Origin of the sequence: Kaistella sp. (assembly GCF_049588135.1) — a bacterium.
Taxonomy (GTDB): domain Bacteria; phylum Bacteroidota; class Bacteroidia; order Flavobacteriales; family Weeksellaceae; genus Kaistella.
Genome location: NZ_JBAVFG010000181.1, coordinates 1 through 14,134, shown reverse-complemented (window position 1 = coordinate 14,134; position 14,134 = coordinate 1). Strand labels below are relative to the sequence as shown.

At 34.6% G+C, this 14,134-nt stretch carries 14 protein-coding genes and 1 pseudogene; 13 read left to right on the top strand and 2 right to left on the bottom strand.

All coding sequences use genetic code 11. The annotated features are described in order from the left end of the window. Window positions 1-26 precede the first annotated feature (26 nt). The 5 genes from WBY99_RS10135 (at window position 27) to WBY99_RS10115 (ending at window position 3,844) form a co-directional block, all read left to right on the top strand. A complete protein-coding gene (locus WBY99_RS10135) occupies window positions 27-674 on the top strand; it encodes an O-methyltransferase (protein ID WP_423976213.1) in 648 nt (215 codons plus the stop codon). Window positions 675-690: 16 nt separating this feature from the next. Beyond that, complete coding sequence (locus tag WBY99_RS10130) at window positions 691-1,401, top strand: NlpC/P60 family protein (RefSeq protein ID WP_423976212.1); 711 nt, start codon at window positions 691-693, stop codon at window positions 1,399-1,401. 99 nt (window positions 1,402-1,500) lie between these two features. Next, entirely contained in the window at window positions 1,501-2,742 is a 1,242-nt protein-coding gene (locus tag WBY99_RS10125; protein WP_423976211.1) for a 3-deoxy-D-manno-octulosonic acid transferase, read from the top strand. 139 nt (window positions 2,743-2,881) lie between these two features. After that, the gene (locus WBY99_RS10120; protein ID WP_423976210.1) at window positions 2,882-3,202 is read left to right on the top strand and encodes a hypothetical protein; all 321 of its coding nucleotides are present in this window, start codon (window positions 2,882-2,884) and stop codon (window positions 3,200-3,202) included. Next, on the top strand, window positions 3,203-3,844 hold the full coding sequence (locus WBY99_RS10115; protein WP_423976209.1) for a sigma-70 family RNA polymerase sigma factor: 642 nt from the start codon (window positions 3,203-3,205) through the stop codon (window positions 3,842-3,844). 5 nt (window positions 3,845-3,849) lie between these two features. Here WBY99_RS10115 and WBY99_RS10110 read toward each other — a convergent pair whose 3' ends face one another. Beyond that, the gene (locus tag WBY99_RS10110) at window positions 3,850-4,476 is read right to left on the bottom strand and encodes a deoxyuridine 5'-triphosphate nucleotidohydrolase (RefSeq protein ID WP_423976208.1); all 627 of its coding nucleotides are present in this window, start codon (window positions 4,474-4,476) and stop codon (window positions 3,850-3,852) included. Then, a pseudogene (locus tag WBY99_RS10105) lies at window positions 4,476-4,649 on the bottom strand (glycosyltransferase family 2 protein); the annotation flags it as partial. The pseudogene WBY99_RS10105 and the gene WBY99_RS10110, both read right to left, overlap by 1 nt. A gap of 146 nt (window positions 4,650-4,795) precedes the next feature. Between WBY99_RS10105 and leuS the strand changes: the two are divergent. From leuS to WBY99_RS10065, 8 genes are all read left to right on the top strand, one after another. Further along, entirely contained in the window at window positions 4,796-7,609 is a 2,814-nt protein-coding gene (leuS, locus tag WBY99_RS10100; protein ID WP_423976207.1) for a leucine--tRNA ligase, read from the top strand. A 255-nt stretch (window positions 7,610-7,864) separates the two neighbouring features. After that, window positions 7,865-8,734 (top strand): MotA/TolQ/ExbB proton channel family protein, encoded by an 870-nt coding sequence (locus WBY99_RS10095; protein ID WP_423976206.1) that lies wholly within the window; start codon window positions 7,865-7,867, stop codon window positions 8,732-8,734. Between the two features lie 76 nt (window positions 8,735-8,810). Further along, window positions 8,811-9,413, top strand: coding sequence for an ExbD/TolR family protein (locus WBY99_RS10090; RefSeq protein WP_423976205.1), 603 nt, complete (start codon window positions 8,811-8,813; stop codon window positions 9,411-9,413). A gap of 7 nt (window positions 9,414-9,420) precedes the next feature. Then, complete coding sequence (locus tag WBY99_RS10085) at window positions 9,421-9,990, top strand: ExbD/TolR family protein (protein ID WP_423976204.1); 570 nt, start codon at window positions 9,421-9,423, stop codon at window positions 9,988-9,990. 31 nt (window positions 9,991-10,021) lie between these two features. Continuing rightward, window positions 10,022-10,858: an energy transducer TonB gene (locus WBY99_RS10080; RefSeq protein WP_423976203.1), complete on the top strand. Its 837-nt coding sequence runs from the start codon at window positions 10,022-10,024 to the stop codon at window positions 10,856-10,858. A 73-nt stretch (window positions 10,859-10,931) separates the two neighbouring features. Further along, window positions 10,932-11,129 (top strand): C4-dicarboxylate ABC transporter, encoded by a 198-nt coding sequence (locus WBY99_RS10075; protein WP_423976202.1) that lies wholly within the window; start codon window positions 10,932-10,934, stop codon window positions 11,127-11,129. Beyond that, entirely contained in the window at window positions 11,119-11,991 is an 873-nt protein-coding gene (locus tag WBY99_RS10070; protein ID WP_423976201.1) for a PstS family phosphate ABC transporter substrate-binding protein, read from the top strand. The genes WBY99_RS10075 and WBY99_RS10070 overlap by 11 nt, the downstream gene beginning before the upstream one ends. A gap of 101 nt (window positions 11,992-12,092) precedes the next feature. Continuing rightward, entirely contained in the window at window positions 12,093-13,757 is a 1,665-nt protein-coding gene (locus WBY99_RS10065) for a tetratricopeptide repeat protein (RefSeq protein ID WP_423976200.1), read from the top strand. Window positions 13,758-14,134: the final 377 nt, after the last annotated feature.

The following is a 14,134-nucleotide window of genomic DNA, read 5'->3' as shown; positions in this document are numbered from 1 at the left end:
TTAAATTTGAATTAAAATTTAATCCTATGAGCTTCTTCGAAGAAAATTGCCCGAAAATGGATCGTTATTTAGAAAGTCACACTTCCGCAGAACCCGATATTTTGAAAAGATTACGAAAAGAAACTTTTCAGAAAACCACGCAGCCACACATGATTTCGGGTTATTTGCAAGGAAGGTTTTTGGCAATTTTGTCGAAGATGTTGCAGGCAAGAAACATTCTAGAGATTGGAACTTTCACAGGTTATGCAACTTTGTGTTTAGCGGAAGGTTTATCGAAAGAAGGAAAAATAACCACTTTAGATATTAATGAAGAGTTGGCTTATTTACCGAAAAAATATTTTCAGGAAAGTGAGTTTTCTAGTCAGATTGATTTTCAGTTAAAAGATGCAAAAGCGTTTTTAAATAATACTGAAGAGATTTTTGATTTTGTTTTCGTCGATGCAGACAAAGAAAATTATGTAGAATATTTTAATTTAATTAAGTCAAAAATAAAATCAGGTTCGGTTATTTTATTTGATAATGTGTTGTGGTACGGCAAAGTTTTAGAAGAACATCCGAAACAAAAATCCACGCAAATAATAAAAGAACTCAACGAGATGATTTCAAAAGATGAAAATTTCGAAAATGTTATTTTACCTTTGCGGGACGGACTTCATTTAATCAGAAAAAAATAAATTTTTAGGAATAACGATGAACAAAGGAATTTGTACGGTTTCGGTGGCTGCAATTCGAGCAGAACAATCTCATCAGTCAGAAATGACTTCGCAACTTCTCTATGGAGAAACGGTTGGTATTCTTGAAGTTAAAGGAAAGTTTATCAAAATAAAAACGCATTTTGATGGTTATGAAGGTTGGATCGATGCACAACAAATTTCTGAGATTTCCGACGAATATTTCCTTGAAAGAAAAACGGAATTGGTTCTGAATACGATTCAAATGTACAATACTTCACAAGGTGCCATATTACTATCCATGGGAAGTGAAGTGAATTCTGAAATGACAAAGCCTTTGTTTTTAAACATTGAAACTATTTCAGAAACCGCCAAAAAATTTCTAAATGTTCCGTATTTATGGAGCGGACGAAGTTTTTTCGGGATCGATTGCAGCGGTTTTTCGCAAATTATTTATAAAGTTCACGGAATTTCTTTGCCACGAGATGCTTATCAACAAGCAGAAATCGGTGAGGTTTTAGATTTTGTGGAAGAAAGTCAGCCAGGAGATTTAGCGTTTTTTGAAAATGAAGAAGGAAAAATCACCCATGTCGGAATCATGCTCGAAGATCAGAAAATCATTCACGCATACGGAAAAGTTCGAATTGACACTTTGGATTCTTCTGGGATTTTTAATAAAGAATTGAATAAACATACGCACAGATTGAGGTTTGTAAGAAAAGTTAGATAGTTATGGAGTTAATTAGTTTAAATATGGAGTAAACTAATATTTTTAACTTTTATCAATAATTTTCAAATTAACTCATTATCAAATTACCAAATTTTCATTGTGAAATTCCTCTACAACATATTCGTTTCCCTGCTCATTTTCGCCATGAAAATCGGGGCGATTTTTAATTACAAATTAAAGAAAGGTTTGGCGGGAAGAAGACAATCCTGCGAAATCGTGAAATCGAAATTTTCTCCTGAAGATAAAGTGATTTGGATGCACGCAGCAAGTTTGGGTGAATATGAACAAGGTCTTCCTGTGCTCGAAAAACTGAAAGAAAAATTCCCCGGACATAAAATTCTCATCACCTTTTTTTCGCCTTCAGGTTATGATAATGTCATCAAAAAAAATACGATTGCCGATGCGATTTGTTATCTTCCTTTTGACACCAAAAAATGGGTAAAAGAATTTACTTCGAATTTTAAAACGGATATTTTCTTTACCGTAAAATATGATTATTGGTACAATTTATTAGACGAATTGAAAAACCAGGGAGCGAAAGTTTTCGTCGTTTCTGCGCTTTTTTATGAAACTCAAATTTTCTTCAAAATTTATGGAAATTGGTTTGTGGAACGACTTTCTAAAAACGTAGATTGGTTTTTTCATCAAACGAAACATTCTACTGCTTTGGCGAAAGGAATTGGTTTGATGAACTCTTCAACTTCTGGAGATACCCGTTTTGACCGCGTGAAAAAATTGCGTGAAAGAGATAATTTTGTAGAATTTATAGATGATTTTAAACAAAACAAAAAGACGATTGTTTTCGGGAGTTCTTGGGAATCGGAAGAAAGATTGGCGGAAATTATTGCCTCAAAAAACCGTGATTTAAAATTAATTATTGCGCCACACGATTTGAAAAGAGTTGCGTATTTAAAGCAGATTTTCCCGAATGCGATTTTGTATAGTCAAATTTCGGAATCTCAAATCCTCAAATCTTCAAATCCTCAAATTCTTATTATCGATTGTATCGGTTTGCTTTCTAAAATTTATTCTTACGGTGATTTAGCCGTTGTTGGCGGCGGTTTTCATTCGAAAGGATTGCACAATATTTTGGAAGCTGCGACTTTCGGGATTCCTGTTTTCTTTGGAAATCAATATACCAAAAACCCCGAAGCCGATGAAATAATTTCACAAAATGGCGGAAAATCTTTCGAAGACGAATTTTTCGCAGCACCGTATATTTTAGGTTTATTAAACGATGACGATTTAATGAAAAAAATGAGCGAAAACGCCAGAAATTTTATCGATTCGCAACCGAATGCTTCGGAAATTGTTGTGACGAAAATTATTGCTTCAAAATAATTTTTCAAAATTTTGTAACCTTTCTGTTTTAGCCTGACTCTATTGTAGTAGAACCAGTTTTTTAACTAAAAAAATATAAACTACTTTAAAACAAAACATTCAACCGATTTTCAACCTTTTAAAATTCACTTTCGTCATCGTGCCGATTGTTGCGGGATTAGATAAATTTACCAATATTCTTACGCATTGGTCGCAATATCTTAATCCAACGATTGCAAATTTATTGCCTTTTTCGGGCGAAACTTTCATGATGATTGTTGGCGTAATCGAAATTATTGCAGGGATTTTAGTGTTTTTGAAACCGAAAATCGGAGGCTTGGTTGTTTCGGCTTGGTTGGTTTTAATTGCCTTAACTTTGTTGATGGGTTGGAAGTTTGCCGATGTTGCCGTACGAGATTTGGTAATGGCAATTTCAGCATTTTCAATGGCAAAATTGGCTTTGATTTTCGATCATAATTAAATGGAAATGCAGGCAAAATATTCGGATCAAGAATTAATCGACAGGATTCTGGCTAAAGAAACCGCGCTTTTCGAATTGATAATCAGAAGAAATAATCCGTATTTGTATAGAATTGGGAAAATGTATCGTTTCTCCCATGAAGATACTCAGGATTTAATGCAAGAAGCTTATATTGAAGTATTTACGCATCTTCATCAATTCGAAAATAGGTCGAGTTTACGAACTTGGATTTCTAAAATAATGCTTCATCAATGTTACAGAAAAACCCAAAAATGGAATTCAAAAAACATTGAAATTCGGGAAATAAATGCGCCGATTTTTGAAAACATTCAAACCAACGAAACCTCTAAAAATGTGATGAATAAAGAATTAAATTCAGTTATAGAAAAGAGTTTGCTCAATATTCCTGAAGATTACAGAACCGTTTTTACGTTGAGAGAAATTAATGGTTTGAGTGTTTCGGAAACTGCCGAAGTTTTGAATATCAGCGAAAATAACGTGAAAGTTCGCACCAATCGGGCAAAATCTTATTTGAGAACAGAAATTGAAAAAAGCTACAATAAAGAAGATATTTTCGAATTTAATTTGATTTATTGTGACGAAATGGTGAATCGTGTGATGCATAAAATTTCGCAGTTGTAGAAAAGTTATCGTAAAAATCCCTGACTTTTAATGTCTTTGATAATCAAATCCAAATTTTCCGGAATGTTCTCGCATTTCAGCCAATTGAAATCGAAACTATTATTGATGCAAAGCTTTTCCAGATAAAGGGTTTCGTGAATTTGAAAATCAATATCTGTTAAAAATTTATCGAATTCTAACCAATAATCTTCATCTAATTTTTTAATGGAAATTAATGCTTTTGCCAATTTATTAATCAGATAAATGTAGAGTTTATAGACGTTATCGAACCTTTGTTGCGATAATTGATGATTGTATTCTAAAATTTTATTGACCAAAAGTAAATTCAACGAAACGTCGCCAAATTTATCGGAAGTCACTTTTACATGAAGCGCAATTTCTGCACTGATGCTTCGGATGGAAGTGAGAAAATATTTTGGATTTTTAAGATGAGAAGTCACTTTTTTTACTTTTTCTGCAATTAAAATTTCCATTTTTTCGCGTTTGTCGTCAACGGTTTCGTGATCGATTAATTCAAAATACAATTTCTGGGAAAGGATTTTATCTTTTTTCAACAATCGGAAAATTAATCGATCTTTTTCAATAGATGAAAATTCGCTCAGCGCTTGTTTAAATTCTTTTGAATATTCCATTAATTAAAGATTTTAGAATTTTTAATAAAACCATTAAAACCCCAATTCATCGTATAATACAATGATTTCAAAGTCGAGAATTTCATATAATCTTTGTACGCCAAATATTGGTCTTCCATAATATTGGTTTTTTTGCGGGAAATACTTGTTGCGTGCATTCGGTATTTTGCCATCAATTCTGATGAATTAAAAACAGGAGTAATGATGGAAACTTCGGGCATTGTGTTTTTAAAATTTGATAGGACGAATTTACGATATTTAGTTTCAATCGAAAATTCATTTCAAAACCCTAAATTTGTGACTTATTTAAAATTAAGAAATGTTTTACGACCATCAATCCATCGAAAAAAAATGGCAGAATTTCTGGAAAGAAAATCAAACCTATAAAACTGAAAATACAACCGATAAACCGAAATTTTATGTATTGGATATGTTTCCTTATCCTTCCGGTGCGGGTTTGCATGTTGGTCATCCGCTGGGTTACATCGCGTCAGATATTTATGCGAGATATAAAAGGCATCAGGGATTTAATGTTTTGCATCCTGTTGGTTATGATTCTTTCGGGCTTCCTGCCGAGCAATATGCGATACAGACCGGAACGCATCCTGCAATTACAACCGAGCAAAATATCAATAGATATGAAGAGCAACTTCGCAAAATTGGGTTTTCTTTCGATTGGAGTAGGGAAGTTCGAACTTCCGATGCTTCATATTATCAATGGACGCAATGGATTTTTATTCAGCTTTTCGATTCCTGGTATAATAAAACGACTGATAAAGCGGAAGATATTAAAGAATTGATTCGTCATTTCGAAAGCCACGGAACTCAAAATTTAGCAGCGGTTCAAAATGATCAGTTAGATTTCACAGCAGAAGAATGGAAAAGTGCTTCTGAATTGGATCAACAGGATATTTTGTTAAACTACCGTTTAGCGTATCGTGCAGAAACAACGGTGAATTGGTGTCCGGGATTAGGAACTGTTTTGGCGAATGATGAGGTAAAAGACGGTAAATCTGAAAGAGGTGGTTTTCCTGTTTTTCAAAAGAAAATGATGCAGTGGAGCATGAGAATCACGGCGTATTCTGAAAGATTACTGCAAGGTTTAAATTCTTTGGATTGGCCCCAACCGTTGAAAGATGCGCAGGAATATTGGATTGGGAAATCTCAGGGAGCGCAGGTAGCTTTCGATGTTGAAGATTCTGTAGAAAAGATTTCCGTTTTCACCACGCGTCCAGATACTATTTTTGGTGCGACTTTTATGGTTTTAGCGCCGGAGAACCCTTTGGTTAAAAGTTTAACGATAGAAGGTCAAAAAGAAGAAGTTGAAAATTATATCGAACAGACCTCTAAGAAAACGGAGCGAGACCGAATGTCTGATGTGAAGAATGTGAGTGGTGCATTCACCGGAAGTTATGCTCTGAATCCGTTTACCAATCAGGAAATGCCGGTTTATATTTCTGACTATGTGTTGATGGGTTACGGAACAGGCGCGGTAATGGCCGTTCCTGCACATGACGAACGCGATCACCGTTTTGCGAGAAAATTCGGTTTGACGATTATTAACGTTATTGAAAACGATAATGACATTCAGGAAGAGTCTTTTGATTCGAAAGATTCAGTTTGTGTGAATTCTGAATTTTTGAATGGATTAAAATATGATGACGCTAAATCATTAATTATCGCTGAAATTGAAAAGAGAAATATCGGGCACGGAACAACCAATTACCGACAACGGGATGCGATTTTTTCCCGCCAAAGATATTGGGGAGAACCGGTTCCTGTTTATTATAAAGAGGGAATGCCGTATTCGTTACCAATTTCTGCACTTCCTTTGGAGCTTCCGGAAGTTGAAAAATATTTACCGACAGAAGATGGAGATCCGCCTTTAGGAAATGCAAAAAATTTCGCTTGGGACGAGGCGAATCAGAAAATTGTTTCTACTGATTTAATTAATGATGAAACTATTTTTCCTTTAGAATTATCGACAATGCCTGGTTGGGCGGGAAGTTCGTGGTATTTTTTAAGATATATGGATCCGCATAATGATGAGGTTTTTGCGAATAAAGAATTGACCGATTATTGGGGACAAGTTGATTTGTATATTGGCGGAAGCGAGCATGCAACTGGACATTTGCTGTATTCTCGGTTTTGGAATATGTTTTTGAAAGATAGAGGTCATATTAATCAAGATGAACCTTTTCAAAAATTGATTAATCAAGGGATGATTTTGGGGATGAGTGCGTTTGTTTTTAGAATAGATGGAACGAATCAATATGTTTCAAAAGGTTTAGAGAAAAATTATCAAACACAAAAAATCCATGTTGATGTTTCGTTATTAAAAGGTTCTTCCGATGAATTGGATATAGAAGCTTTCAAAAAATGGAGATATGAATTTGCTGATGCAGAATTTGTTTTGGAAGACGGAAAATACATCACTGAACGCGAAGTCGAAAAAATGTCCAAATCCAAATACAATGTTGTAAATCCCGATGATATTTGCGAGGAGTATGGCGCAGATTGTTTACGTTTGTACGAAATGTTTCTCGGTCCTTTGGAACAATCAAAACCGTGGAACACCCAAGGTTTAAGTGGGGTTTATGGATTTTTAAAGAAATTCTATAATCTATATTATAATGGAGATGATTTCGAAGTTGCAGAGGAAGAGCCAACAAAAGAAGAATATAAAGTTCTTCATACTTTAATTAAAAAAGTAAGTTCAGATATTGAGAATTTCTCTTTCAACACTTCGGTTTCGCAGTTTATGATTGCCGTGAACGAATTACAGAAGCTGAAAACCAACAAAAGAAAAATCTTAGAACCGCTAGCAGTCTTGGTTTCGCCTTACGCGCCACATATCGCAGAAGAACTGTGGAATAAATTAGGGGATGCAGATTCTATTGAATTTGCACCTTTCCCTAAATTTGAAGAAAAGTATTTGGTGGAAGATGAATTCGAATATCCGGTGAGCTTTAATGGTAAGATGAGATTTAAATTAAGTCTTTCTGCGCAGTTATCTATTCCTGAAATTCAGGAAATAGTTTTAGCTGATAATCGAACAATGGAACAAGTGCAGGGAAATAATCCAAAAAAAGTAATCATTGTACCGAAAAAAATAATTAATATTGTTCTCTGAAAATAAAAAGTAAAAAAAATATTTATAGTGCAATCATAAAAAAGAGCATGTAATTTTTGTGATTTTTTAAAGGTATTTTTAAAATTAATAATAATAATCATTTTTTGATATTATAATTATTAATAATTGAAAGTTAATGTATCTTAATATTGCATTAAATTCAATTTAATGACCCTTAAAGACTTGCATTATTAGATTTTTTAACTTTATTTTACAGCTCGAAAATTTAAAATAACAATTATAATTTAGTTTAGTATGGAAATGAATGTTTCAAACAACGAGGAGCAAGTAGTTGCTAAAAAATTAGGAGGATTAAATCCGGCATTAATAATTCCTGTTCTTATCGCAATAGGTATTGCTATTTACATCTTTGTATTAGGTAATCCTGGTAATTTCAAAGCTGATCCAAGGCTTGATGGTCTTTCATCTGTAGCTTTTTCAGGTTTAGAAACCAAAGAATTACACCCGGGGAATGGTTTTATGGGGGTTATTTATATGGGAGGGCCAATCGTGCCTATTCTTATTTCTTTTATGATTATCGTAATCGTATTTTCAATCGAGCGTGCTTTAGTTTTAAGTAAAGCCACAGGGAAAGGAAATATTGATAATTTCGTTTTAACGGTAAGAAGCTTATTGAATCAAAATAAAGTTGATGAAGCAATCGAAGAATGTGACAGACAAGAAGGGTCTATCGGAAATGTAGTAAAAGAAGGATTAACTACTTACAAAGCATTATCTAATGATTCTACTATGAATAAAGAGCAGAAAATGGTAGCTCTTAATAAATCAATCGAAGAGGCTACAACTCTTGAAATGCCAATGTTAGAGAAAAACATGATGATTCTTTCTACATTAGGTACAGTAGCAACTCTAGTAGCACTATTAGGAACAGTAATCGGGATGATTAAAGCGTTTAGCGCATTAGGTTCAGGTGGAGGTACTCCGGATTCAGCGGCATTATCAATCGGTATTTCTGAAGCGTTAGTAAATACTGCTTTAGGTATTGGTACATCTGCGGTTGCAATTATTCTTTATAACTATTTTACTTCTAAGATTGACGGGTTAACGTTCAAAATTGACGAAATCGCAATGTCAATCCAGCAGTCATTTGCAGAATTCCACTAAGAATTCAGCAATGATGGAGATTTTTTAAAGTCCGAAAAATCTCAAAAAACAGAAGTTTAATAAAAAATAATTTACAATGGCGAGAGTCAAACCAAAAAGACATAATATAAGGGTAGATATGACGGCGATGACCGACGTATCGTTTCTACTCCTTACATTCTTTATCCTCACGGCTCAGTTTGCAAAACCTGATATCGAGACGATTACTACGCCATCTTCTATATCTGAAAAGCTTCTTCCAGATGCGAGTTTAATGACTATTTTGAGCACAACAGACGGAAGATTCTATTTTACACCAGTTGAAAACGGAACCGAGCGAATCGCTCTGTTGGATAAAATGGGAGAGAAGTATGGTATGAAATTTACTGACCCAGAAAAAGTTGCTTTTTCTAATGTTCAGTCAATTGGAGTTCCGATGAATCAACTTAAAGGATTCTTGGATCTTTCAGAGGAAGACCGAAAAGCTTTTAAAAGCAAAACGGGAATTCCTATGGATAGTACAAATAAACAATTAATAGATTGGGTACAACAAAGTTTAGCCATCAACCCTGATTACAAATTAGCAATCAAAGGGGATGTAGATACACAGTATCCTAAAGTTAAATCTTTATTTGAAGGATTGAGAGATATAGATTTCTTGAAATTCTGGTTAATAACAAGTCAGGAAGTTGCAAAATAATTAAGAAATGGCAGAAGTACAAGTAAAAGACAACAGCGGGAAAGGCGGAAAGGTACGCTCGAAAAAGCAGGTGCCCCACGTAGATTTAACTCCCATGGTGGATTTGGCGTTCCTTTTGATCACATTCTTTATGTTAGTAACAACTTTCAACAAACCGAATGTGATGGATTTAGGTCTTCCGGCAAAACCGAATGAAAATCAAAAACCACCAGATACAGAAATTGACTTATCCAACTCTATTTCAATAATTTTAGGGAAAGACAATAGAATTTTCTATCATCAGTTACCTAAAGATGAGCTTACACCAGCAAATCTTCAGGAAACAAATTTTGATAGAGAAGGGATTACAAAAGTAATCGAGCAAGCAAAAGCCAGAGCAAAAGATCAAAGTAAATTTACCGTGATCATTAAACCAACGGACGATGCTGTATATAAAAATTTCGTAGATATGCTAGATGAAATGGCCATTACCAAAAATGAAATATACGGTATTACCGATATTAAACCTTGGGAAGAAGCTGTTTATGAGAAAAAAGTGGGAGAGTCAAAAGCGACTCCTGCTAAACCTACCAACTAGAAGATACGTTTAATATTTAAAAGACAGAATAATGGCAGAAGAAAACACTTACAATACGACTCCTACCTTGGACGAGATTGTATTTGAAAATAGAAATAAAGCGTATGGTGCATTTGATTTAAGAACAAGCTATAGATCAATTCTCACAAAAGCTTTCATCTTCGGAACGGTTTTATTCCTTGTTTGTGCAATTACCCCATTTGTTATTATGAAAATAAAACAAATGACTGCTAAAGAAACAACAGAAGTAAATGCCAATTTAATTGACATTCTTCCGGATGAGCCAATCATAGAGCAACCAAAAGAAGAAGAGCCACCGCCACCACCTCCACCAAAAGAAGAACCGAAACAAGAGGTGATTCAGAACGTAGTGCCGGAGCCGGTAAAAGCGCCGAAAGTAGAAACTCCACCGCCACCAATTACGAAGCAGTTGGAAACGACTACAGGTTTAGCAAATCAAGAAGGAGTGAAAACCCCAAGTTACACGCCACCGCCACCACCTCCATCAACTGGAAAGGTACAGACCGTAGAAGTGAAACCACAAGTTTCAGAAACGCAAGTGTACACGGAAGTAGAGCAGTTGGCAGAATTCCCTGGTGGGATCAATAAGTTTAGATCTAGTGTTCAAAATAATTTTGACACCGGAGCAATGGATGGCGATGAAGGTACTGTTAAAGCAACAATTACTTTCGTAGTTGAGCGAGATGGTTCAATCACAGATGTTAAAGCAGAAGGTTCTAATAAAACATTCAACGCTGAGGCAGTAAGAACGGTTAAGTCCGTTAAAAATAAATGGTCTCCTGCAAAAATTAATGGTCAAGCTGTAAGATATCGTTACAGATTACCGCTAACAATGCAGTTCGAATAAGGTTTTTAATTATACGAATAGAAAAGAGAAGTGAAAGCTTCTCTTTTTTATTTATTTTGTAATTTTGTGAAATATGATATTTAATTGGCTTTCCATCGTTGCCGGAATTTTCTATGTTCTATTAGGAATCGTGGTAATCGTTTATAAATTCTTCGTCATCTTTTTAGAACCGAATGTCGCTTATCCATTAGGAGGCTTGTTCGTTCTGTACGGTGCTTTTAGAATCATTCGCGCAATCTATAGAATCAGAGAACAGCAAGATGAAGAATAGTTTATTATTAATGATAAGTATTTTTGTGCTATTGGCATCGTGCAAAAAAAAATCGGATGTTGTTGTAGGTAGCCCGCAGCAAGGTGAAATCAGTATGGAAGTGGATGAGTCCTTTGCCAGCGTTTCAGAAGCATTGACTAGTCGGTATATGGCTCTTTATCCAAACACTAAAATTAATTTAAAAATTAAAAAAGAAGATTTTGCTTTTTTAGATTTGTTAGAGGGGAAAGTTGACGTAATCGTAATGTCACGGGAATTAAACGAAGATGAAAGGAACGCTTACCAAAAAGAAACCGGTCTTGATTGGCTCCCAGCAAAATTTGCGGCCGATGCAGTGGTTTTCATTGTTCCAAAAGATTCGCCTCGAGAAACCATCACCGTGGAAGAGATCAGGCAAGAACTGAACAATGACAAAAAAAATATTATTTTTGATGGTACCAATTCGAGTAACCTTAATTTCGTTGCTCAGAAATTGAATACTACTCCAGATCAATTGAAGTTTTCTATTATTAATGGGAATAAAAATATAATTGAGCAATTAAATAAATTTCCAGAAAAGATAGGTGCAATCGGTTTAAATACGATTAGCAGACCTTACGATCAGGAATCTGAAAAATTAAAAAATTCGGTAAAAATTTTAAAAGTAGTCCAAGATAATAAGTCGTATGAGCCGCGGGTAGAAAACCTGGTCAATATGTCTTATCCTTTCACACGTGTTTTATATTTTCTTACCAATGAAAAATATTTTGGTTTAGGGAATGGTTTTATTCGATTTTCTTGTACGCAGCTTGGGCAGATTGTTGTTTCAAAAGAGGGTTTACAACCTTATCATATTTTTAAAAGAGAAGTACAGATGCGGTAATTTTTTTAAAAAAAATACACTCGCTATAATCACCTTTAGTTTTGGTATAAAAATTGGGTGGTGTATATTTAGTTATTATAAATAAATTTAAACAATTTAAAATGAAAGATATAATGAATTTAACGAAGAAGATTGCCTTCGGGGTTTCAGTAGGTTTTTTGTCGAATTTTGCTTTTGGTCAAACTTTGCAAGAAGGAATTAATAGTGCCGACAGCCATAAATATGCGCAAGCAAGACAGGTGTTTACAGAAATGGTCGCAAAATCTGCATCAGCAGAGAATTATTTTTATTTAGGAAACTCCTATTTAACTCAATTCGAGCCAAATTTTGAAAAAGCAAAAGAAGATTTTGATAAAGGTTTAGAAATAGATAAAAAAAGCAATCTTAATAAAATAGGATTAGCTTCTATTAAATTAGGGAAAGGAGATAAAGCGGCAATAGGAGAAATTCAAAATATTGTTAAAGACTCTAAAGAAAAAGATGCTGAAGTTCTTTATAGAGCTGCAGAAGCACTTACGCTGTTCGGTGGTGCCTCTAGTGCGGATATGGCAATTGATTATTTAAATAAAGCTATAGAAAAATCAGCTAAGAATGGAACTCCTGCACATTATTATTATACCCTTGGTGACGCATATCGTTTGAAATTAACGAATAGTCCGCAAGTTGCAGGTTCTGCAATGACTGCTTATGAAAAAGCATTGCCAAGTGCAAAAAACAAAGCATCTGTATTTACAAGAATCGGAACACTTTGGATGCAGGCTCAACAGTGGAAACCCGCCAAAGAAAATATTGATAAAGCAATTTTAGCTGATCCAACTTATGCGCCTGCTTACAAAGCAAAAGCAGCTTATGATATCAGATACCAAGAAAATGCATTAGCAACTCAGGATTTGATTAATTATGCAAAGTACGCAGATGAAGATCCAGATACTCAATTAGAAATTTCTAAACTTTTCTTTACCAATGAAGATTATGGAAATTCAAAAATGTATCTCGATAAAGTTTTTGATAAAGTTCAAGATCCTATCAAATATAAATTAAGAGCTTATTTACAATATGCAGATGGAGATTATGCCGAGGCTCAACAAAGCATGAATATGTTTTTAGCAAAAGCCGAAAAATCAAGAGTTTTGGCTGCGGATGAAGGTTTAATAGGTCTTATCGCGGCAGGATTGGCTCAGAAGGAAACTGATCCAGTTAAAAAAGCAGCCTTATTAACAGAATCTCAGCAAAAAATTGCAATCGCAAAAGCTGCGAAAGACGAAACTATGAAATGGGATGCCGAATTGTTAAAAATTAAAACTGGTGGTGGAGTCACTCAAGCTTCAATTGATGCTGGCGCAACAAGTCCAGAAATCGAAGCCCTTAAAAAAGAAGTTGCGAAAAATCCGCAAGATACTGACGCTTTGTTTAAATTAGCTAACGCATATCAGGAAGTTAAAAACTGGAATGGAGCTATTTACTCTTGGCAGAAAATGAGTGGATTGCTGCCAGATTGGGCACCTGCTTATTATAGTCAAGGTTATTCTCAACAGCAAGCAGGTCATACTGAATTGGCCAAACTTGCTTATGAGAAATTTATTGCAACTGTTAAACCCGAAGAAGTTGAAAGCAATAAAGAGATTCTTTCTTATGCCTATTTTGCAGTTGCTTATTTAGATAAAGATAGCAACCCTGCAAAAGCCAAAGATTACGTAAGTAAATCATTACAATTGAATCCTAGTTATCAAGACGCTGTTAATCTAAACAAGCAGCTGAATAAATAATCATATTTAGTTAGTGGATATAGAATCCCATTCGAAAGAGTGGGATTTTTTTATGCTTTTATAAGAGCTGTCCTTATATTATAGATAAAGTATTTAAAGAGTTACTTTCCTCAACACTTATAATAGATTTTTTTTATTTTCCTTGGGCGATTCCCCACCTGGCTTACAAAAGTTCTGCATAATTTTCCCTCGCTTGGGGACCGGGCTATCCGTTACAATTCCTCGCGCCTTGGCAAAACCCTACGCTTGCTGTGGGATTTCCACTACTATCCCTATCGCAAAAGTGATGCTTAAAGATAAAGTGTATAAGTTTATAAGACTTTAGTATTCTATGAGTCATGTTGTTAGGGCTGGGGTTTCTTTAATGTGAATAAAAC

Bases quoted from the DNA above. Each gene is read 5' to 3' on its own strand.
- WBY99_RS10135 (WP_423976213.1), top strand. From the start codon at position 27: ATGAGCTTCTTCGAAGAAAATTGCCCGAAAATGGATCGTTATTTAGAA.
- WBY99_RS10130 (WP_423976212.1), top strand. From the start codon at position 691: ATGAACAAAGGAATTTGTACGGTTTCGGTGGCTGCAATTCGAGCAGAA.
- WBY99_RS10115 (WP_423976209.1), top strand. From the start codon at position 3,203: ATGGAAATGCAGGCAAAATATTCGGATCAAGAATTAATCGACAGGATT.
- WBY99_RS10110 (WP_423976208.1), bottom strand. From the start codon at position 4,476: ATGGAATATTCAAAAGAATTTAAACAAGCGCTGAGCGAATTTTCATCT.
- leuS (WP_423976207.1), top strand. From the start codon at position 4,796: ATGTTTTACGACCATCAATCCATCGAAAAAAAATGGCAGAATTTCTGG.
- WBY99_RS10095 (WP_423976206.1), top strand. From the start codon at position 7,865: ATGGAAATGAATGTTTCAAACAACGAGGAGCAAGTAGTTGCTAAAAAA.
- WBY99_RS10090 (WP_423976205.1), top strand. From the start codon at position 8,811: ATGGCGAGAGTCAAACCAAAAAGACATAATATAAGGGTAGATATGACG.
- WBY99_RS10085 (WP_423976204.1), top strand. From the start codon at position 9,421: ATGGCAGAAGTACAAGTAAAAGACAACAGCGGGAAAGGCGGAAAGGTA.
- WBY99_RS10080 (WP_423976203.1), top strand. From the start codon at position 10,022: ATGGCAGAAGAAAACACTTACAATACGACTCCTACCTTGGACGAGATT.
- WBY99_RS10075 (WP_423976202.1), top strand. From the start codon at position 10,932: ATGATATTTAATTGGCTTTCCATCGTTGCCGGAATTTTCTATGTTCTA.
- WBY99_RS10070 (WP_423976201.1), top strand. From the start codon at position 11,119: ATGAAGAATAGTTTATTATTAATGATAAGTATTTTTGTGCTATTGGCA.
- WBY99_RS10065 (WP_423976200.1), top strand. From the start codon at position 12,093: ATGAAAGATATAATGAATTTAACGAAGAAGATTGCCTTCGGGGTTTCA.